The sequence below is a fragment of the Olleya aquimaris genome (assembly GCF_003259525.1).
GTDB lineage: Bacteria > Bacteroidota > Bacteroidia > Flavobacteriales > Flavobacteriaceae > Olleya > Olleya aquimaris.
In genome coordinates, this window is the sequence record NZ_QLLO01000001.1 from 33,975 (window position 1) to 55,483 (window position 21,509).

17 protein-coding genes are annotated in these 21,509 nt (G+C 30.6%); 11 read left to right on the plus strand and 6 right to left on the minus strand.

Going from position 1 to position 21,509, the window contains the following annotated elements; all coding sequences use genetic code 11:
* Positions 1 to 18: 18 nt before the first annotated feature.
* Complete coding sequence (gene rsmI / locus LY08_RS00150) at positions 19 to 693, minus strand: 16S rRNA (cytidine(1402)-2'-O)-methyltransferase (protein ID WP_111658408.1); 675 nt, start codon at positions 691 to 693, stop codon at positions 19 to 21.
* 94 nt (positions 694 to 787) lie between these two features.
* Here rsmI and LY08_RS00155 point away from each other — a divergent pair, with 94 nt between their 5' ends.
* The gene (locus tag LY08_RS00155) at positions 788 to 4,186 is read left to right on the plus strand and encodes a DUF7933 domain-containing protein (protein ID WP_111658409.1); all 3,399 of its coding nucleotides are present in this window, start codon (positions 788 to 790) and stop codon (positions 4,184 to 4,186) included.
* Here the strand turns inward: LY08_RS00155 and LY08_RS00160 are convergent.
* Positions 4,183 to 4,914 carry a hypothetical protein gene (locus LY08_RS00160; protein WP_111658410.1) on the minus strand — a complete coding sequence of 244 codons (732 nt, stop codon included), beginning with the start codon at positions 4,912 to 4,914 and terminating at the stop codon, positions 4,183 to 4,185. The genes LY08_RS00155 and LY08_RS00160 overlap by 4 nt on opposite strands.
* Before the next feature lie 120 nt (positions 4,915 to 5,034).
* On the opposite strand from LY08_RS00160, the gene LY08_RS00165 reads away from it, so the two are divergent.
* The 10 genes from LY08_RS00165 (at position 5,035) to LY08_RS00210 (ending at position 17,839) form a co-directional block, all read left to right on the plus strand.
* A complete protein-coding gene (locus tag LY08_RS00165; RefSeq protein WP_111658411.1) occupies positions 5,035 to 5,682 on the plus strand; it encodes a thymidine kinase in 648 nt (215 codons plus the stop codon).
* Positions 5,675 to 6,781, plus strand: coding sequence for an alanine racemase (gene alr / locus LY08_RS00170; RefSeq protein ID WP_111658412.1), 1,107 nt, complete (start codon positions 5,675 to 5,677; stop codon positions 6,779 to 6,781). Before LY08_RS00165 ends, alr begins: the two co-directional genes overlap by 8 nt.
* Positions 6,782 to 6,875: 94 nt before the next feature.
* Entirely contained in the window at positions 6,876 to 7,280 is a 405-nt protein-coding gene (mscL, locus tag LY08_RS00175; protein ID WP_111658413.1) for a large conductance mechanosensitive channel protein MscL, read from the plus strand.
* 149 nt (positions 7,281 to 7,429) lie between these two features.
* Complete coding sequence (locus tag LY08_RS00180; protein ID WP_111658414.1) at positions 7,430 to 8,419, plus strand: aspartate-semialdehyde dehydrogenase; 990 nt, start codon at positions 7,430 to 7,432, stop codon at positions 8,417 to 8,419.
* Positions 8,420 to 8,522: 103 nt separating this feature from the next.
* Positions 8,523 to 10,688 carry a prolyl oligopeptidase family serine peptidase gene (locus LY08_RS00185; protein ID WP_111658415.1) on the plus strand — a complete coding sequence of 722 codons (2,166 nt, stop codon included), beginning with the start codon at positions 8,523 to 8,525 and terminating at the stop codon, positions 10,686 to 10,688.
* 91 nt (positions 10,689 to 10,779) lie between these two features.
* A complete protein-coding gene (locus tag LY08_RS00190; protein ID WP_111658416.1) occupies positions 10,780 to 11,688 on the plus strand; it encodes an ABC transporter ATP-binding protein in 909 nt (302 codons plus the stop codon).
* A 121-nt stretch (positions 11,689 to 11,809) separates the two neighbouring features.
* Positions 11,810 to 13,816: a histidine kinase dimerization/phosphoacceptor domain -containing protein gene (locus LY08_RS00195; RefSeq protein WP_111658417.1), complete on the plus strand. Its 2,007-nt coding sequence runs from the start codon at positions 11,810 to 11,812 to the stop codon at positions 13,814 to 13,816.
* A 7-nt stretch (positions 13,817 to 13,823) separates the two neighbouring features.
* Positions 13,824 to 14,624 carry a response regulator gene (locus LY08_RS00200; RefSeq protein ID WP_111658875.1) on the plus strand — a complete coding sequence of 267 codons (801 nt, stop codon included), beginning with the start codon at positions 13,824 to 13,826 and terminating at the stop codon, positions 14,622 to 14,624.
* 111 nt (positions 14,625 to 14,735) lie between these two features.
* Positions 14,736 to 17,288, plus strand: a complete 2,553-nt coding sequence (locus tag LY08_RS00205; protein WP_111658418.1) for a T9SS type A sorting domain-containing protein — start codon at positions 14,736 to 14,738, stop codon at positions 17,286 to 17,288.
* Entirely contained in the window at positions 17,285 to 17,839 is a 555-nt protein-coding gene (locus LY08_RS00210) for a hypothetical protein (protein WP_111658419.1), read from the plus strand. The genes LY08_RS00205 and LY08_RS00210 overlap by 4 nt, the downstream gene beginning before the upstream one ends.
* A 60-nt stretch (positions 17,840 to 17,899) precedes the next feature.
* On the opposite strand, the gene LY08_RS00215 is transcribed toward LY08_RS00210, so the two are convergent.
* From LY08_RS00215 to LY08_RS00230, 4 genes are read right to left on the minus strand one after another with little or no spacing between them, the layout of a single operon-like run.
* A complete protein-coding gene (locus LY08_RS00215; protein WP_111658420.1) occupies positions 17,900 to 18,361 on the minus strand; it encodes a 3-oxoacyl-ACP synthase in 462 nt (153 codons plus the stop codon).
* Entirely contained in the window at positions 18,354 to 19,040 is a 687-nt protein-coding gene (gene mtgA, locus LY08_RS00220) for a monofunctional biosynthetic peptidoglycan transglycosylase (RefSeq protein ID WP_111658421.1), read from the minus strand. The genes LY08_RS00215 and mtgA overlap by 8 nt, the downstream gene beginning before the upstream one ends.
* Position 19,041: 1 nt before the next feature.
* Positions 19,042 to 20,154 carry an NAD(P)/FAD-dependent oxidoreductase gene (locus LY08_RS00225; protein ID WP_111658422.1) on the minus strand — a complete coding sequence of 371 codons (1,113 nt, stop codon included), beginning with the start codon at positions 20,152 to 20,154 and terminating at the stop codon, positions 19,042 to 19,044.
* Between the two features lies 1 nt (position 20,155).
* The gene (locus tag LY08_RS00230; protein ID WP_111658423.1) at positions 20,156 to 21,508 is read right to left on the minus strand and encodes a hypothetical protein; all 1,353 of its coding nucleotides are present in this window, start codon (positions 21,506 to 21,508) and stop codon (positions 20,156 to 20,158) included.
* Position 21,509 lies beyond the last annotated feature (1 nt).

Here is a 21,509-nt window from a genome sequence, read left to right on the forward strand (position 1 = left end):
AGAGATAGTAAGGTTTTTTTATTTAAATTTACCTCCAACACAAATCACAATCTCTCCTTTTGGTGGTTTGTTTGTGTAATGTTCTAATACTTCTTTTGCTGTACCACGTATGGTTTCTTCATATAATTTTGTTAATTCTCTAGATACAGACACTGGTCTGTCTTCTCCAAAATACTCGCAAAATTGAGTGAGTGTTTTAATAAGTTTATGCGGACTTTCATAAAATATAATCGTCCTAGTTTCTTCAGCTAATAGTTTTAATCTGGTTTGACGTCCTTTTTTTACTGGTAAAAAACCTTCAAAAATAAATTTATCATTAGGAAAACCACTATTGACTAATGCAGGTACAAAAGCGGTTGCACCAGGAAGACAATCGACTTCTATATTGTGTTCTATACACGCTCTGGTTAGTAAAAATCCAGGGTCAGAAATGGCAGGTGTACCAGCATCACTAATTAAAGCTATAGTTGTTCCTGCTTTTAGTTTTTGGATCAAGCTGTCTACCGTTTTATGCTCGTTGTGCATATGGTGGCTTTGCATTGGTATGCCAATCTCATAATGTTTTAATAATTTTCCTGAAGTCCTTGTGTCTTCTGCTAAAATTAAGTCAACGTCTTTTAAAACTTCTATTGCTCTAAAAGTCATGTCTTTAAGGTTTCCTATAGGTGTAGGAACGATATAAAGTTTGCTCATTATATTTTTGCTTGTAATTCAAATTTACAATCTTTTTAAGATAGTTAGCGCAACCTTTTACTTATTTAGACATCTACTAAGAAACTAACCAACTATGAAAAAATCGCTATATCTAATCTTTTTGTGTTTTTCTATTCTCGTAAGTCATGCACAAACTACAGATTTATCAATAGTAGTAGAAGCGCAAAATTTATCTGGTAATCCAATCTCACAAGTCAATATTTATGAAGATTATCAATATCTAGTAACTATTTTTAATTCTGGTGATGCTGTAAATAACGCAACATTTTCTCAGACATTAGATCCTAATTTAACTATTGAAAATGTTACAAGTCTTAATCCAACTGGAGGAGCAAGTTTAGTAACTGCATTAACTATTAGTGGTAATACAATAAATGGTACAGTTGCAAACCTACCTTCAAATAGTAATGTACAAGTTAAAGTTATAGTAAGAGCTCCTTTAATTCCTGGTGGAATTGCTACAACTGTATCCATTACAGAACCTAATGGAATAGTTGATACTAATACTGAAAATAACATTTCTATTATATCATTTAACGTTGTAGAGTTTCCTGTTAATTTCTCGGTCGTTTATAACCAAATATCACCTACACCAGGAAATTCTATTACGGATTGGAATCAAACCATAACCTATCAATTTACCATTACAAATAACACTAATGTTGTTTTTCCTTTACAAGGGTTTAAAAGTCAGTTTTATAACAATCTTAGTGTACTAAATGGTGTTCCTGTTGTAAAGCTAAATAGTTTACAATGTATTGGAGCCACAAACGGAATGACTTGTCCTGACGTTTCAGGAGTTTTAGGTACACCTGTTAGTGTGTCTTCTACAGCTGATTTATTTAGTTTTAATTCAGAAATCGAGTTTAGTGTAGGTGGTTCTCTAACTTTTGAAATGGAGGTTTTGTATCAAGAACCAGAATGTGGAACAGAATCAAATCCACTAGAATTGACTAGTTTAATAGAATTAAGTTTCACTCCTTTTTTTATAAATCAATCTTCAAATTTATCCAATGACATTACAAACCCATTACCTTTTGGAGAAATATGTGGTTTTGCAGATTTGTGTATTAGTACAATACAAATTAACCCAAATACATCTCAAGTAGTAGATTGGTTTGAAAACGTTACTTTAGAAACTACCATTTGTAATATGGGACCTGAAGAAGCCTATATGCGCTTCTTCTTATTAAATCTATCACCTATACCTTGGGATATAACCTCAATAACTTGTGATGGTACTAATGGAAGTGTGTCTTGTAGTGATTTTACTATTACAAATCAAGGTCAATTTTGGGAAAGTAATGAGTTTTTTCTACCAGCAGGAACAACTATTACTATTACAACAGTTTTAAATTATCCTTTACCTGATGGCTGTTCTGTTGTGCCTGAAAATATCAATGCACTTTATGCAAGTAATGTAAATTTATTAGATAATTTACTTGTTGACCCTATTGAGATAAATGATTTTGATTTTGATCAAACTTTACTACCTTCATTACCATTATGTGATGATACTGATGGAGATGGAGGAAATGGCACTCAGCTTTCAATAACTAAAACACAAATTGATCCTGTGTTTCCTATTGGTTCTGGTACAAATAATACTGCTGCTTGGGGAGAAATAACCTACGAAATTATAGCAACTAATAGTGGAGAATTAGCTGTTAATGTAGAGATAATTGATTTTCTGTCCACACAAACTCTAGGAACTTTAGTAAGTGTTGATTGTGTCGCAACTACAGGAAATGCAGAATGCTATGATATTATAAATGCTAATATTGGAGTCTTACAAGATGGAATACCTGAAGTTGGACAACAAGATGTTTTTTGGGAAATTACGCCTGCTGAAAATTTTTTCTTACCAGCGGATAGCTCTATTACTTATCACGTTGTAATCGATTGGCAGCCAGAATGTAGTATTGCTTCAATACCTGTACAAAACAATGTAAAGATTAATAATCTAAGTAATTTTGAAGAAGCAGATTTAACTGATAATGAAGCTTCATCTATTTCTTATTTAGCACCTTGTATAGACTTAATAGTCCAAACATATCCAGAGTTTACTTCAGTTGGTGTTTCAGAAACATTTAATTGGTATATTGATATTACTAATAGCGATATTAGTACTGAAACTTTTAATATCTTTTTTGAAAATACATTAGGCTCTCAATATAATATTAATGGTACTCCTACTTGCGCTGTAACAAATGGTAGTGCAACTTGTATCTCTAGTTTTAGTGTAAGCGGTAATACCATTACAGGTGTAATACCAAGTATGACTGCAGAATCTACATTACAAATAACCATTCCTGTGATGGCTCCTAACTTTGGTGGTGCTTTTACTAATTCCGCAGAAGCAACTCCGGAGCCAAATGATTTTTATGAAATAACTCCTGAAACCAATATATCCATTAGTAATGTTCAAGTTATAGCACCAGAAATAGAAAAATCGTTTACTCCTAATCAAATTATTGTTGGACAACAAAGCATATTAGAGTTTACCGTTTATAATCTTGCAGGTAATCCGGCTCAATCTAATATAAGTTTTACAGATAATTTACCAACAGGAGTGACTGTTTCAGGTCCAATAAGTTGGGTAAATGCTAATGGATGTACAGCTATTTTTACAAGTACAATTGGTGGAACAACTATTGGTGTAACTGATCTAACCATTCCAAATGGAGTAGACAGTTGTACGTTTTCTGTTAACGTTACTTCTTCAGTAGTTGGTGATTATTTAAACAACGCTACAAATTTTACAGACCAAAATAATATTGACAGCTCCCAAGCAAGTGCTACCTTAGAAGTATTAGAAGACACCTCTAATGTTGACATAGAAGTTTTAAAATCGGTTACACCAACCGAAGCCTCAATTGGAAATCTTGTGGTTTTTACTGTCATTACAACTAATGCTGGTACAACAGAAGCAACAAATATTTCTATTTTAGAAAATTTACCAATTGGGTACCAATTTATTTCTGAAGTAACTAGTTATGGGACTTATGATATATTAACTTCGTTATGGAGTTTACCAAACTTATTACCAAATCAATCTGAAACATTACACATAACTGCTCAAGTTATTTCATCAAATAATTTATTAAATGTTGCAAGTTTAAACAGTGTCTTAGAAGTGGATCGTGATGATACTAATAACGAAGATTATGCAGAGGTTACTGTTGATGGGTGTTTACAAATCCCAAGCGGTTTTTCACCAGGTAATGATGCTGTAAACGACACTTTTGTTATCCCATGTATAGAAGATTATCCAGAAAATATTCTAAAAATTTATAATAGAAACGGGACTTTAGTTTACCTAAGCAATAATTATATTAATGATTGGAATGGCATACCAAATCAAGGACCAATAAACCAGAGCAAAGTGTTACCAGTTGGTACGTATTATTATGTGTTGACTATAAATAGTATTAAACAACCATTTGTTGGTTATGTGTATTTAAATTACTAATCAAATTTAGCTTCAATAATTTCCATAAATCTTGCTTCATAATCTTCTTTTCCATCCCAATTATTATAATCTGGTTTAACCACATTTCTAATTAGGTTTGTTGCTTCAGCTAAAGATGTTGTGGTGTTTAATTGAGATAATACACGATCATAATCTTCATTTTTACCATCAAACAAGTGCTTGATGAATGCTAATTTATCGTTAAGACCAATAGTTAAGCCTAATTTTAGTTTATCGTTTAACGACTTTTTTTCATTGTTTTCAGACTTAATGACTGGTTCAAAAATTGGTGTTTCTTCAAATCCAGCGGTAATTTCTTCTAAATCGTTTTTATGGTACTCTGTTTTAGGGATTACCTCTTCAATTAAAGCATCTACTTGGTGGGTTTCGTTAGGCATTTGCGCAACCATATCTTTAATTTTTTCCATTACAGGCTCCATGATATCATCATCTTCAACATCATCTAAATTAATATAGGTTTTATTATCAACTTCAATATTGTCACTAACTTTATTATTAAATGCCGAGTCCAACATCTCAAAAAATGACGAGTCGTTTCCAATAGTTGGTAGGTCGCTTTCAAAATTATCGTTAGCAAATTTTAAAACCGTCAATTTTTCATATAATGCAGCAACCTCTGCATGCATTTTATTAACATCATCTTTACCGCCTAATTTTAGAATCCTGTGCGCAATACTCATTAATTCTGATTCTAATTTCTTCTTCATGGATTTATTTTTTTATAATTATTTTGAATTTATTGCAAGTTACCCTTTTGATTTTTAATAAATTTGAGCCACCTTTATACAAAACGTAAACACATTACGTTTTAGTGCTAAATTTACGAAATGTTTCTTGAAAATACAGTAAATCAAAAAGAACAATTTGGATGGATTGAAGTCATCTGCGGATCGATGTTTTCTGGTAAAACAGAAGAATTAATCCGACGATTAAAGCGTGCGCAATTTGCAAAACAAAAAGTAGAAATCTTTAAACCTGCAATTGACGTGCGTTATGATGATGAAAAAGTCGTGTCTCATGACGCCAACGAAATTAGATCTACACCTGTTCCTGCTGCTGCAAATATTCCAATTTTAGCAGATGGTTGTGATGTGGTTGGTATTGATGAAGCACAGTTTTTTGACGATGAGATTGTTAGAGTCTGTAACGACTTAGCCAATAAAGGTATTCGCGTTATTGTTGCTGGATTAGATATGGATTTTAAAGGTAATCCTTTTGGACCAATGCCTAATTTAATGGCAACTGCAGAATATGTTACTAAAGTACACGCTGTTTGCACCAGAACAGGAAACTTAGCGCAATACAGTTTTAGAAAATCTAAAAGTGATAGCTTAGTATTATTAGGTGAAACAGAAGAGTACGAACCACTAAGTCGTGCTGCTTATTACAAAGCTACTATGCGTGAGAAAATAAGACACATGAAAGTGAATGATGCCGAAGAATTAGACGCAAAATCCAAAACATCTAATGGCTAAGGCACAAGAAACTATTTTAGAAATAGATTTAAAAGCACTACAACATAACTTTGAGTTTTTAAAATCTAAACTGTCTACAAACACTAAATTTTTAGCAGTTGTAAAAGCGTTTGCTTATGGTAGTGATGCTATCGAAGTGGCTAAATATCTTCAAGATTTAAACGTTAATTATTTTGCAGTAGCTTACACCTATGAAGGTGTTGCTTTACGCAATGCAGGAATCACAACACCTATTTTAGTGTTACATCCGCAACCCAATAGTTTTGATACTATAATTGAGCGTTGCTTAGAACCTAGTTTATATTCGCACCGAGTTTTGGATTTATTTATCGCTTGCGCTGAACAACATAAGCAGAGTAACTATCCTATTCATTTAAAGTTTAACACAGGCTTAAATAGGTTAGGATTTGCTGAAGAAAATATTTCGCAAATAATTGATCGTTTAAGTAAAACTGAAAGTATAAAAGTGCGTTCTTTATTTTCGCATTTAGCTGAAAGTGAAGAATTAATAGATACAGACTTCACTTTAAAACAAATTGAACACTTTACAAATAGTTATAAAAAAATTTACAAAGCACTAAATTATCAACCATTTCTTCATTTATGTAATACGTCTGGAATTATCAACTACCCAGAAGCCCATTTTGATATGGTTAGAAGCGGTATTGGTTTATATGGTTTTGGTAATGATCCAAAGGTTAATCAATATTTAAAACCTATAGCGTCTTTAAAAACTATTATTTCTCAAATACACACAATTAAAAAAGGAGAAAGCTTAGGATATAATAGAGGGTTTATAGCAACGCAAGAAACAAAAACAGCAACTTTACCTATTGGTCATGCAGATGGTATTAAGCGTCAATATGGTAATGGAAACGGATTTGTAACCATTAACAATCAAAAAGCCAGTATTTTAGGAAATGTCTGTATGGACATGATTATGGTAGATGTGACCAATATTAATTGTCAAGAAGGAGATGAAGTTATTGTTTTTGACCAAAATCATACTGCCGAAACTTTAGCAGAAAATGTCAATTCTATCTCCTACGAATTACTTACAGCTATATCTCAACGTGTAAAACGTGTATTTCGTCGATAATTTGTTATTCAGTCACCATCGTAATTCTTTTTTGTGTTAAAATTTTAACTAAATTCAGCATAATTAATATTAACTAACATTAAAATTTAACATTATGCTTAAAGAATTTAAGGATTTTATTATGACAGGAAATGTGATTGAATTCGCAGTTGCTGTAATTATGGCTGGAGCATTAGGCCAAGTAATTAATGGTTTTGTAAACAACATAGCAATGCCATTTGTAGGATATTTTGCAGGAGGAATGAATTTTGGAGACCTTCATATTGCAATGGATGGAAAAGAATACGAAACTTTAGCAGCAGCACAAGAAGCAGGAGGAGCTGTAATAGCTTATGGAAGCTGGATTAATTCAATAGTAAATTTAATTATTGTTGGATTAGTAATGTTCATCATTGTTAAAGCTTATAATAAAACTAAAAAACCAGCTCCAGATGCACCACCAGCTGGACCAACAGATAACCAATTATTAATGGAAATTAGAGATGCTTTAAAAAAGTAATCTAAATTTTTAAATTATCATTAAAACCGATTTTAAATTTAAAATCGGTTTTTTTTATGCCTAATTTTTAGGAAAAAATTAATGTCTTTTTTAACTCTACTTCAACCAAATACGCTAATTTTAGTCGCTCAAATTTAAAAGTACTTAAAATGAAAGTAGCAGTAGTTGGCGCAACAGGAATGGTTGGCGAAGTCATGTTAAAAGTTTTACAAGAAAGACAATTTCCGGTAACCGAATTTATACCAGTAGCTTCAGAGCGATCTGTAGGTAAATCTATTTCTTTTAATAATAAAGACTATACTATAGTTGGTTTACAAGACGCAGTAAACTTAAAACCTGATATTGCTTTGTTTTCTGCAGGCGGAAACACCTCTTTAGAATGGGCTCCAAAATTTGCAGCGGTTGGCACAACAGTAATTGATAATTCTTCAGCATGGAGAATGGATCAAGATAAAAAATTAGTGGTACCAGAAATTAATGCAAATCAATTAACTAAAGACGATAAAATTATTGCCAATCCTAACTGTTCTACCATTCAAATGGTGATGGTTTTGGCGCCACTTCATAAAAAATATAAGATTAAAAGAATTGTTGTTTCTACTTATCAATCTATTTCTGGAACTGGTGTAAAAGCTGTTCAACAACTAGAAAATGAATTAGCAGGAATAAAAGGAGAAATGGCATACCACTATCCTATCTTTAAAAATGCAATTCCGCATTGTGACGTGTTTGAAGATAATGGTTACACAAAAGAAGAATTAAAATTAGTTAGAGAAACTCAAAAAATATTAGACGACAAATCTATTGCAGTTACAGCTACAGCGGTAAGAATTCCAACAGCAGGTGGACACAGTGAAGCAGTAAATATTGAGTTTGAAAACGATTTTGACGTAAACGACATTAGAGACATACTAAGCAAAACAGATGGTGTCGTGCTTCAAGACAATGTAGATGTAAACACCTATCCAATGCCTCTTTACGCTAATGGTAAAGATGATGTGTTTGTTGGTCGTATCAGACGTGATTTGTCTCAAGCTAACTCCATAAATATGTGGATTGTTAGTGATAATTTACGTAAAGGAGCAGCAACCAATACTGTACAGATAGCAGAATACTTAATTAAAAATAATTTAGTGTAAAGCTTAAACAATTATTAAAATAAATCTCTTAAAAAGCACTTGTTTATAATATTCAAGTGCTTTTTTGTTTAAATTTATTGTCGAAATAAAAATCCCTATTAATATGAAGAAATTACTTATTAGTTTTTTAACGGTTATTATTATTATGTCTTGTAAAGAAGAAACCAAACAAATAGAGCGAAACATTGTAGTTGATTATCCTGTGACAGCACAAGTTGACACAGTAACAAACTATTTTGGAACCGAAGTTAAAGACCCTTATCGTTGGTTAGAAGATGATAGAAGTCCAGAGACAGAAGCATGGGTAAAAGCACAAAATAAAGTAACATATGGCTACTTAGATAGTATTCCGTATCGTGACCAATTAAAAAAACGTTTAGAGAAATTATGGAATTACGAAAAAATTGGTGCACCATTTAAAGAAGGCGACTACACTTATTTTTATAAAAATAATGGCTTACAAAACCAATATGTAATATATCGTTATAAAACCGGTGAAGATCCAAGTACAGCAACCGTGTTTTTAGACCCAAATACATTTAAAGAAGACGGTACTATTTCGCTTGGAGGCTTAAGCTTTTCTAAAAACGGAAAAAAATTAGCGTATTCTATATCTGAAGGGGGAAGTGATTGGCGTAAAATTTTAATCATGGATGCAGAAACTAAAGAGATTATTGAAGATACTCTAGTAGACATTAAGTTTAGCGGTATGTCTTGGTATAAAAACGAAGGATTTTACTATTCTAGCTACGAAAAACCTAAAGGAAGTGAATTATCTGCTAAAACCGACCAGCATCGTGTGTTTTATCATAAGTTAGGGACGCCACAAAAGGAAGATCAATTAATTTTTGGTGGTACACCTGAAGAAAAACACAGATACATTTATGGAACTGTAACAGAAGATGATAGATACTTATTAATAACACCTCGTGTGTCAACTTCTGGAAACAAATTATATATCAAAGATTTAACGCAACCAAATTCTAAATTAGTAGAAATTATTGGCCATACAGATAGTGATACTTATGTTATAGAAAATGAAGGCTCAAAGCTATTTATAGTCACTAATTTAAATGCACCAAATCAAAAAATTGTAACGGTTGATGCGTCAAATCCAACTCCAGAAAATTGGGTGGATTTTATTCCAGAAACTAAAAATGTTTTAAGCCCATCAACAGGAGGTGGTTATTTCTTTGCAGAATATATGGTAGATGCGGTTTCAAAAGTATTTCAATATGACTATAACGGTAAATTAGTACGCGAAGTAGAATTACCAGGTGTTGGTAGTGCTGGTGGTTTTGGTGCTAAAAAGGAAGACAAAGAACTGTACTATTCGTTTGCTAATTACGTAACTCCCGGAAGTATATATAAATATGATATCGAAAAAGGGACATCGGAATTATTTCGTAAGCCAGATATAGATTTTAATCCAGAAAATTACGAGAGTAAGCAAGTATTTTATACCTCTAAAGATGGTACCAAAGTTCCAATGATAATCACACACAAAAAAGGATTAGAACTTAACGGTAAAAACCCAACCATACTATATGGTTATGGTGGTTTTAATGTTAGTTTAACACCAAGTTTTAGCATAGCTAATGCGGTTTGGATGGAACAAGGAGGTGTTTACGCAGTGCCAAATTTACGAGGTGGTGGCGAGTACGGAAAAGCATGGCATGATGCAGGAACACAATTAAAAAAGCAAAATGTGTTTGACGATTTTATTGCTGCTGCAGAATATCTTATAGAAAATAAATATACCTCATCAGATTATTTAGCGATTAGAGGAGGCTCTAATGGTGGATTATTAGTGGGTGCAACTATGACACAGCGTCCAGATTTAATGAAAGTGGCATTACCAGCAGTTGGTGTTTTAGATATGTTACGTTACCATACATTTACAGCTGGAGCTGGTTGGGCTTACGACTATGGGACAGCAGATGATAGTAAAGAAATGTTTGAGTACTTAAAAGGATACTCGCCAGTGCACAATGTTAAAGAAGGCGTGCAATATCCAGCGACTTTAATTACCACTGGAGATCATGATGACCGAGTAGTACCTGCACATAGTTTTAAATTTGCTGCCGAATTACAAGCTAAACAAACAGGTAACAATCCAACTATAATACGTATTGAAACAGATGCTGGTCATGGTGCCGGAACACCAGTTAGTAAAACTATAGAGCAATATGCGGACATTTATGGGTTTACCTTATTTAACATGGGATTTGATGTATTACCAACTAAAATTGAAGATTTTAAAGACTAATTTTAGATTGTACTAAATATAGACTAAGAGTCCTAAAATTTAAAACCGTTCAAGTTATTGAGCGGTTTTTTTATACTATTTTTGCTACACGATGCTAACAGTAAAAAACCTGTCTTTTTCATACCAAAAAACACCAGTTTTAAAAGGGATATCTTTTAAAGTTAAACAAGGTGAATACCTTGCAGTTATTGGAGAAAGTGGATCTGGAAAAAGCACTTTACTTAATCTTTTATTTGGTGAATACGATTTAGATAAAGGCGAAATATTTTGGAAAGACAACCAAATTTTAGGTCCAAAATATAATCTAGTTGTTGGTTACGATTTTATGAAGTATGTGCATCAAGAATTCAATTTGATGCCCTTTATAACTGTTGAAGAAAATATAGGCAAACACTTATCTAATTTCTTCAAAAAAGAAAAAAAAGAACGTACTGCAGAATTATTGGAAGTTGTCGAGCTAACAGCATTTGCAAAAACTAAAGTTAAAACTCTAAGTGGTGGACAAAAACAGCGTGTTGCACTTGCACGTGCTTTGGCAAAGCAAACCGAAATTATATTGTTAGACGAGCCTTTTAGTCATATCGATAATTTTAAAAAACAATCACTACGTAGAAGTGTTTTTAAATATTTAAAAGACAATAATATCACTTGTATTGTTGCCACACATGACAAAGAAGACGTGTTAGGTTTTGCAGATAATATGATTGTTTTACATGATACTAAAATAGCAGTTAACAACACACCTGAAAATCTATTTAAAAATCCTAAAACACCATTAATAGCCTCGTTTTTTGGTGAGTTTAATGTGATAAATAATGATATTATTTACGCACATCAATTACAAGTAGTCGAAAAATCTGAGCTGAAAGTAATTGTTACTAAAAGCTATTTTAAAGGTCATTATTATTTAATTGAAGGTGATTTAGATGGTGAGACTGTGTTTTTTGAACATGAACATAAACTAAAAGCAAACCATTCTGTTTATTTAAAAAAGAAATAAGTTCTCAGTCTAGTGAAAATCTTTAAGTTTTCGATGAAAATTATGCAATTATAATTTTGTAGGATAAAACTGTTGTTTTACAGTATTTTAACTTTTATCTTTAATGTCTAACTACTAATCAATGAGACATTTATACCTTTCAGCACTTTTTTGTGTTTTTTCTATTTTTCTTTTTGGGCAACAAACAAATATTGATAGCTTAAAGCTAGAATTAAAAAAATTATCTACTAAAAACGTAAATGAAATTTATAATTTTTGTAAATCTAAAATTGATGAAAGCGATTTAGAATCTTACAAATATTTAGTCGAATTTCTACTAGAAAAATCTAATAATAAAAACGATTTTAAAATTAGTGCTTTAGGTAATCAACTATTATCTGACAAATATCAACGAGTAGGAAAATATGATAAATCCATTTTATATAGCAATAAATCTCTAAGAATTGCTAAGAACAATTTGAATGATTCACTTAATATCATTTTTTTAAATCAAAAAGCAACTGTTTATAAATTTTTTGACAAGGTAGATAGTTCAGAATATTATTTTCAAAAAGCAATTGACTTGGGTTTAAAATCAAAACAATATAGTCCTTTAGGTTATTCATACAATGGTATGGCTTCTTTAAAAATGAATATTGGTAAATACACTGAGAGTATTAATATGCAATTAAAATGTTTATCAATTGCATCTCAACATAGTCTTGAATATCTTGAAATTTCTTCGTTGATTAACTTAGGTTGGCTATATATAAATTTAGAAAATTATGATAAAACAATAGAATATTTAAAAGATGCTCAAACAAGATATTTTACACATAAAGAAAGTAATAAAGAACAATTATGTGATATATATAGGTTTATGGGATTAGCACATTCAAGAAAAGGAAATCTTGAAGAGGGCAATAAATTAAATAAAAAAGCACTTCATTGCTTAGAAGAAACGGGGAATTTAATGCTAGCTGCTGATGTTACAAATACAATTGGAGTAAATTTTATTAGAAACAAACAATATAGGGAGTCTATACCTTTTTTTAAGAAACTCATTCATAATGCTCAATCTTTAAAATCTAAAGGTCTTGAAAACTACGGAATTATTAATTTGTCTAGCGCATATATAGAAACTAATAATCTAATTGAAGGAGAAAAAATTTTATTAAAAATTTTAAATGACACTATAAATAAAGAGATTTTACCCAAAGACCTGGAAAAAGTTGTTTATCAAAATTTATCAGATTTATATGATAGAGGTACAAATTTTAAAAAAAGTTTACATTATCATAAAAAATTTAAGCATTTAGAAGATTCACTAAACCAAGTAAATAATGTAAATGAAGCAATAGAAATAGAAACTAAATACCAAACCGAAAAAAAAGAAAAAGAAAACCTTCAGCTAAAAGCTGAAAAAGCACAGCAAGCAGAACTATTAGCAAAAGAAAGTAAACGCAAATGGCAATTTGGAGGTGGTTTAGCAACAGCGCTTATAGGACTTGGAGTTTTTACATTTTATTACAGACTTAATAAAAAACAAAAAACGGTTATTGAAAATCTTCAAAAAGAGTTACATCATCGAGTAAAAAATAATCTAGCAATTATAGATACCTTTATAGAAGTTGTTAAAGACGAATTTGATGACCAAGCAATAGGATTAAAACTAACCGAACTTCAAAATAGAATTGACAGTATTAACGAAGTACATAAACAACTGTATACAAGTGATAATGTAACCAATTTAAACTTAAAAAAGTATATCAACTCTTTAGCAAATAATGTGCAGCAGTCTTTTAATGTTGAACATGTAATAATAGATCAAAGCATAGACGAAACACTAAATATTAGCCCTGAAAAATCATTCCCAATAGGTTTAATAATTAATGAGTTTGTGACAAATTCTTATAAATATGCTTTTTCAGAAAACAAAGGAAACATTGGAATAAAAATAGAAGAGATTGGCAATAAAATTAGTTTATCATTATCAGATAATGGAAAGGGCTTATCAGAAGATTTTTCTATAGCAAATGCAAGTACTTTTGGTATTAGAATTATGAAATTATTAACCGATCAATTAAACGGAAGCTTCAATTTAACCAATGATAATGGTGTAAAATTACATGTTGAATTCCCAAAATAGACAAAAAATGAAAGAGCATATTTTAATTGTAGAAAACGAAGCTATTTTGTATGAGCGTTTACGCTCTAAACTAATCAAAGAGCATTATAGTATAGATGAGTTTACACCTAGCGTAGAAAGTGCAATTGCTAAAATAAATAGTAAGCGACCAGATTTAGTGCTATTAGATATCCATTTAGAAGGGAAACAAACAGGGTTAGATTTAGGAGAATTATTATCTAAAACCTATAACATACCTTTTATATATGTCACACAATTTGATGATGACCAAACATTTTATAAAGGTTTAAGTACCAATCATGAAGACTTTGTGGTAAAAACAAAACCTAGATTAGATATAAAAGAATTAGTCAGAAAAATTCAAACGGTATTACAGCGACATCTAAAGCCTAAAAACTCAAATTTTAAAGAGGGGATTATGGGTCTTATTTACTATCTAGACAATATTAAAGACCTTGACAAAAATACCATTACAAGAGTCCCAATACAATATAAAGATATCGCCTTTTTTACAGTAAAACCTTTTATTAATGAAGACAATAAAGAAGAGGCTTTACGTGCTAACTATTTGTGGTTTCAAACCAAAAATAAAGATTATTTTTTCTTAAAAACCTCACTTCGTGATTTACAAAAATCGTTACCATACCATTTTGTCCGAATTAACGAAAGTTATATAGTTAATATAGCTCCAGATATGTTTGATGGACGTATTAATGGGGCAAAATTGTCTATTCTAAACCAAGAGTTTATTATTAACTCAACTTACAAAGAAGAAGTAAATTCAAGGTTAAAACATTACTATTCTTAATAAGTAACTCTAAGTCTTTTTATATTATCACTAGTATCCATAGCATTTTCACTATTAATTTTTTAGCTTAGAATTTTGTTTCATTTTAGTTGTTAACATAAACAATTACTAATGAAACGAATTTTGTTTTTACTACTCTTTCCATTGTTTGGATTATCTCAAAATCAGTATGTTGCTTTTTCAAAAAAAAGTGAAGTGGGTAATTTTGGAACCATTATTAAAATTAATGATAATGTGCCACAAACTATATTTGACTTTAATGATAATGGACAATTTCCTTATGATTATTTTGTTGAAATTAATCAAACAATTTATGGAGTTACAGAAGACAATGGAGGGTTAAATGGTGGGACTTTCTATAAATATGATTTAATCAACAATAATTTTGAGATCTTAATCCATTTTGAACCCATAGGCCCTAATTCATATTTTAACAACCTATGTGCAGGAAATGGGAAAATATATGGTATCAGAACAGATTTCTTTTCTGGAACAACACTTATAGAATTTGATATAACTACTCAATCAACAACAACCCTTACGTCATTAGCTGTAGGAGAAATTAAAGATTTAGAATTTATTAATGGAAAAATATATGGTGTTACTGATGTTAGCACAGGAAGTAATATACTTTTCTCTTATGATTTAAACACAAACATAGTTACAACAGAATTTACATTTAATAACACAGATGGAAATTTCTGCCATTCAATTTTAGCTCACAGTAATGGGAATATTTATGGAGCGACAACCTATGGTGGTACAAATAGTGAAGGTGTTGTTTTTGAATTTAATACAACCACAAACACTTACAATAAATTATATGATTTAACTTCTTCAGAAAAAGCAGATAATCTAACTGAAGGAAGTAATAATGATTTATATGGATACGTAAATCCAATTACTGGTGGTGGTGGAAGGATATATAAGTTTGACTTAAGTAATAATTCTTTTACAAACCTTCACTATTTTTCTTCTAGTTATACACTTAATGGTAACGAAGCATGGTTCAGAGATTTTTATCCTCCTGTATTCAATAATGGTTATTTATATGGAGTTAGTGGAACAACTAATACCCAAAATGCTCTTTTGTTTAAGTATGATATTAGCAACAATTTCCTTGATGAATTCTCTATAAAAAGACCTTCTTCGCCTTTAATGTTGGCTAGTAATGGTGAGTTTCTGTATCAATCAAAATTTGAAACTACAAATGGCGGATTATTGAAATACGATAATACCACTAATATTATAACAAGAATTGATGAAGCTGAATTTGGTAATAATGGTTTAAAACCATACAAGATGATAAAAGCATCCTCTGGATTAATTTATGGTATAACTTCAGGTGAAGACTCTAATATAATCCCAACAGGTGTTAGGCTTTTTAGCTACAACCCAAATACTGAAGAATATAATGTATTAGTAAATTGTGAAGAAGAAAATTATGGGACGCTACCTACAGATATTATAGAAACAACAAGTGGTAAAATATATTTTTATAATTCTTATCAAACATCCTCTGGTGGAAAACTAATAGAATATAACCCTGTAACTAATACTCATTCTTTGGCATATGATTTTGGAAGTTTATGGACAAGTTCTCCATCTGTAGAAAACATACGATTCTTTGAAAAGGACAATATACTCTATGGAATTGTTGGGTATGTTGGTAATGAAACAAACACTACTGGTATTATTTTTTCTTATAATACCTTAACCAATACATTTAATATTTTGCATCAATCTATAGATATGGCAAAAACAAGATGGACTTATTTATCATCAAATAACATTATGTATGGAGTAACATTTTTACCAGGTGTAAACACAGGAGATTTTCCTACGTACAAAGATTTGTTTTCATATAATCTAATAACAAATAATTTCACAATTTTAGAAACTAATATTGGAGGGACTATCTCTGGTAATCGTAATCTATTTGTTGAAACAGAATCTAACGAGATTTTTGGTTATTTTACGAATACTAGCTCAAGTAATGGAGAAATTTTTAAAATCGATACTAACACCAATGCATATTCTGTTTTTTATGATTTTGGAAATACCACTGGAGGAACTATTCCCTTTAATCCTTTCGGAATTAAAGCTGTAAATAATAATATTTATGTAGCAAGTCAAAGAGCTTCTAGTACAACTTATGCAAGAAATTATTTATTAGAATTTGATTCTCTAGATGCATCTTCTTATAACACAATATTAGAAGTCACTACAACAAATAATAATATCAGTGAGATTATAAAAAGTGAAATGTATGTTACTAATGATGATAAATTGTTGTGCAGTACAGATGTATTTGCTTTTTCATTTACTCAAGGAGATACAAGTGCTCAACCTATTTTTAATTTTGACTCAAATATAGAAACAGCTTTTAATTTTATTGATTTAAATGACCCTCAATTATCAATAAATGATTTTAGTCTAGAAACGAATATTTCTATCTACCCAAACCCAACTACAACCTACATTAATATCAATAGTGAAACTAATTTAAATAATGTTACACTATACACAATCAACGGACAAAAGATAAAAACAGATATACTAGATAATAAAATAGATGTTAGACATCTTACTAATGGGCTATACTTTTTAAATATTATAACTGAAGACAACCAAACTAAAACCTTTAAAATAATAAAACAATGAAAAAACTTAACTTAATTATTGTATTCCTCTTTACTATTACTTGTTATGGTCAAAAATGTAAAGCTCATTTAACGAATACAGATGAAATTACTGAAGTAAAAACAGAGCTTTGGGGAGGAAAATTACATTCTAAATCAACTATAGTAAACGGAAAAGGTCATGATATTAAACTATTAATTGCAAAAGATAAAGACACAAACAAATCCTATGTGATTTTAAATATAGTTAGTAAAGCACCTGCTGACGATTCTGATATTTTTGATGTTAATTTCACTGAAGGTGTTGACTATATTTTAAAAACAGAAGGTGGTTTAATTAAACTTAAAATAGATAAAATTTTTAAAAGTAATAACCGATTTATGAGTACTTATTCGGTAACTAATCAAATTATAAGTTATTTAAGTGATGAAGATTTAAAATTATTAACCACAAAAAGTTTAACTATGTTTAGAGTTGTTACTGAAAATGGTCAAAAAATTGAAGGAAAAGTAAGCAAAAAAAATTCTAAAAAATTAAAATCTCAATTTGAATGCTATATAAATAATAACTAATTTGCTATTAACCAATTTTAATTAGTTAGTTAGCCTCCAATATGTTTTATTGGAGGTTTTTTATATCACACTGTTTACTTTAATTTCCTGTCCTCTAAAAACCACCTCATCTCCAACTGTTTTTCCTATTAATAATTGAGCTATTGGTGTGTTGGCAGCAATCGCATAAAACTTAGTGTCTTTTATTATTAATTCACCTGCACTAATTGCAATATAGTAGTTAGCTTGTGTGGTATACACGACACTACCTAAGCTAATTGTTTTAGAAGTACTTTCCGTACTAATTTTAGCTAATAATTGATTGATTTTTTGGATTTCCGACAATTGCTTTCCTGCCTTCTCGCGTTCTAATTGTAGCATCGCGCGACCAGTTTCATGCTTATCACCTGCACTACTTTTAGTTTCTGAGGTTAGAGAGTCTTGTAATTCTTGTATGGTGTTATTAATGGTATCCAATCTGTGTTGCGTAAACGCTACACATTTGTTATATAACTCTAATTTTATATAGGTTTTGTTACTCATTTTTAGAATTATAATTTAATTGACCTACAACATTCATTTGAGTTAGTATCCAACGTTTTCTGGATGCAATATAATGTGTCACTGGATTGGCTTTATAGTTTCTAGGATTGGGTAAAATAGCAGCTATTGCAGACGCTTCTAACTTAGAAAGTTTTGAAGCAGGTTTTTTAAACCAATATTGTGCTGCTGCTTCTGCACCATAAATACCATTACCCATTTCTATACTATTTAAATAGACTTCCATTATACGCTCTTTAGTCCAAAATAATTCGATTAAAAAAGTAAAATAGGTTTCAAACCCTTTGCGTAACCAACTACGTTGTGGCCATAAAAACACGTTTTTAGCTGTTTGCTGACTTATTGTGCTACCTCCTTTAATACGTTTGCCTTTTTTATTGTTTTCAATTGCTTTTTCTATTGCTTTAATATCAAAACCGTTGTGCTTTAAAAAGTTTTGATCTTCGCTACAAACAACTGCTAATTGTAAGTTTTTAGAAATATTTTCAATAGGTTCCCAATCGTGTTTTAATAGTTTTGGACTGTCTTTTTCAAAATATCTAATAACCATTAATGGCGTTATAGGTACTGGAACCCACTTAAAAAGTATGACTAATCCGATAGATATAATAAAAAACCAAGCTATTGTTTTTGCAATAAATTTGAAAAGTCTTTTTATCATTTTAGTCAATAAGATTAGCTAATTCTTGACCAATCAAACTACCTATAGCAACTCCCATTCCTCCCAAACGCACACCACAAAACACATTGTTGCTTAGAGGTTTTACAATAGGCTTTTTCTGATTTCCAACACCCATAATTCCGCTCCAGCGATGTTCAACTTCAAAAGAAATATTAGGCAAAATGGTGGTTTTTAAAAGGTCTTCTAATTTATTTTGAATTAAAGCTGTTTGTGATAACTCTGTAGTTTCTTCACCTTTAAAATCGAGATTACGACCACCTCCAAGTAGTATTCTGTTATCTATGTTTCTGAAATAATAATAGCCTTCATCTAAATGAAACGTGCCTTTTATATGAAGGTTTTTTATGGGTTTAGTAATTAATACTTGTGCTCTAGCGGGTTTGACCTCTGGAATATTTAAAGTAGAAGCAAAGCCATTTGTAGCAATCAATAGTTTAGAGGTAGAAAAATCAAACTGATTGGTTTTTACGTTTACAGAATTTACATCTTCTGAAAAACCTTCGACAGACACATTGTTAAGAATTTTAATGCCTTTTAAGAGCGCTTTTTGCAATAAAGCCTCCATCATCTTACCTGTGTCTATTTGTCCTTCAAATTGATTAAAAACGTATTGGTTACGGATGTTTTTAAAACCAAACGTATTCTGTTTTAAACTGAAAACCTCAGCATTGAAAATTGGCTTTAGCAGTTTATTAATTTGACTTTTTCTTTCAATACAGTTTTCAAATAAATTATCAGTTTCTGTAAACAACTCGTAGCCACCTAACTGTTGGTAGTCAATAGTTTTGTCTCCTAAAGTGTTTCTTAATAATTGAAGTCCATTAATTCGTTTTTGAACTAATTCTAAAACTTCTTCTTCTGTGTGTGTTTTTAGATCGCTAATAATTTCGCTCAAGCTACCAAAGCAAGCAAATCCTGCGTTTTTGGTACTTGCGCCTTGTGGTAACGTGCCTTTTTCTAGAATAAGAATATTTGCATTTGGAAAACGATTTTTAAGTTGTAATGCACAATTAATTCCTACAATTCCGCTTCCAACAATAGTATAATCTATGTTGCTAAGCCACGATTTTATTTCCCAGTAACTTAAATTCATTTTACTCTAAATTTTCCATGACTAATTGTACCAATGCATTAATATCTTTATTTGCAAATTGGACTTTTCCTTCTATTTGTAGGGTTTCGTCTTTGTTAAAAGTACCAATTGTTTTTAAGGTTAACAATTGTTCTAAATAACTGTTTAACATCGGGAAGTGGTTTTGTTGCTTCAGTTTTTTAAAATCTATATTCAACTCTAAAACATTTGTGTTTTCTGTTTCTATAAACACTTCAGGTTTATGTATGTTAGTACTGGCTAATAAACTGGTTGTTGTTGTATCTATTTTAAATTGATATAACGGAAATAGCTCTTTATTTAACATACCTTGTTTAATTATTGATGCGCGTTCTAGGTACTTATACAGTTTAGAACCCTTTGAAGAAAGCTGCACATTAATTTCTGGCACCTCCTTTTTAACTGCAGATTTAGTTTCTACCTTTTCAAAATCATCATTATATGTATAAGAAATGATAGAATCTATTTGCGTTGTTGTTTGTGCAATTTCTAATGCGATATGCCCATTATAATAGTCGTTTAAACTATCTACTTTAATCTCTGTACCTTCAAAATCAAACGATACATACTGTAGTGTAGAAAACACATTTAGATTTAATGTTGCGCTAGCATCCTTAGAGAATTGCACTCCTGTATAAGTTCTTGGCACATTTAAAAATACTGGTAACTCTAAATTTCCAGTAATAGAAATGTTTCCAGAATTAAAATCTAAGTGTAAGTTATTGTTTTTGGTTACATAGTTAATATGTGAGTTGGCGTCTTTAATTTTTGACCATTTTTCATCGGATTTACTAAGTGTTTTGTTATCTATTAATAACTCTGAAAACACCTCGTTTATATTTTCTTTACTTGGGTTATATGCCATTACACATTGCTTGTCGTTAAACGCAATTAAGAAGTTATGGTCGTTAGTTGTAGCGATTGTAATACCTTTGGATGTTTCAAAATTTTCAATTTTAAAATCAGACATTAAATGGTTTGTAAAATTGGAAGAATCCGTTAATTTTAATGACGTAAAAAAAGTTGTTGAAGGTTTGTTTTTTATGGTATACACAAACAGATTGGCTGGAATTGAAAATCCTTTACCTGTTTTTTTATCTGTTTTAAGTGAGTCTTTTTCTGTGGATGTTCTGTTATAAAATGATGGATTAGAAATTGCATTAAATACAATAGTTTGTATCAAACCATCAACTTTTACTTTTATAATATGGTCTGCATTTTCATGAATGACATCTTGATAAGATGCATAATTACGATACATCAAAAAACCCTTAAAAAGCAAAAGCAGCACACTAATGATAATGGCTGCTCTTATTACTATTTTTTTAATATTCATT

Bases quoted from the DNA above. Each gene is read 5' to 3' on its own strand.
- LY08_RS00205 (WP_111658418.1), top strand. From the start codon at position 14,736: ATGAAACGAATTTTGTTTTTACTACTCTTTCCATTGTTTGGATTATCT.
- LY08_RS00160 (WP_111658410.1), bottom strand. From the start codon at position 4,914: ATGAAGAAGAAATTAGAATCAGAATTAATGAGTATTGCGCACAGGATT.
- alr (WP_111658412.1), top strand. From the start codon at position 5,675: ATGGCTAAGGCACAAGAAACTATTTTAGAAATAGATTTAAAAGCACTA.
- rsmI (WP_111658408.1), bottom strand. From the start codon at position 693: ATGAGCAAACTTTATATCGTTCCTACACCTATAGGAAACCTTAAAGAC.
- LY08_RS00210 (WP_111658419.1), top strand. From the start codon at position 17,285: ATGAAAAAACTTAACTTAATTATTGTATTCCTCTTTACTATTACTTGT.
- LY08_RS00190 (WP_111658416.1), top strand. From the start codon at position 10,780: ATGCTAACAGTAAAAAACCTGTCTTTTTCATACCAAAAAACACCAGTT.
- LY08_RS00195 (WP_111658417.1), top strand. From the start codon at position 11,810: ATGAGACATTTATACCTTTCAGCACTTTTTTGTGTTTTTTCTATTTTT.
- LY08_RS00215 (WP_111658420.1), bottom strand. From the start codon at position 18,361: ATGAGTAACAAAACCTATATAAAATTAGAGTTATATAACAAATGTGTA.
- LY08_RS00230 (WP_111658423.1), bottom strand. From the start codon at position 21,508: ATGAATATTAAAAAAATAGTAATAAGAGCAGCCATTATCATTAGTGTG.
- mtgA (WP_111658421.1), bottom strand. From the start codon at position 19,040: ATGATAAAAAGACTTTTCAAATTTATTGCAAAAACAATAGCTTGGTTT.
- LY08_RS00180 (WP_111658414.1), top strand. From the start codon at position 7,430: ATGAAAGTAGCAGTAGTTGGCGCAACAGGAATGGTTGGCGAAGTCATG.
- LY08_RS00185 (WP_111658415.1), top strand. From the start codon at position 8,523: ATGAAGAAATTACTTATTAGTTTTTTAACGGTTATTATTATTATGTCT.
- LY08_RS00165 (WP_111658411.1), top strand. From the start codon at position 5,035: ATGTTTCTTGAAAATACAGTAAATCAAAAAGAACAATTTGGATGGATT.
- LY08_RS00200 (WP_111658875.1), top strand. From the start codon at position 13,824: ATGAAAGAGCATATTTTAATTGTAGAAAACGAAGCTATTTTGTATGAG.
- LY08_RS00225 (WP_111658422.1), bottom strand. From the start codon at position 20,154: ATGAATTTAAGTTACTGGGAAATAAAATCGTGGCTTAGCAACATAGAT.
- mscL (WP_111658413.1), top strand. From the start codon at position 6,876: ATGCTTAAAGAATTTAAGGATTTTATTATGACAGGAAATGTGATTGAA.
- LY08_RS00155 (WP_111658409.1), top strand. From the start codon at position 788: ATGAAAAAATCGCTATATCTAATCTTTTTGTGTTTTTCTATTCTCGTA.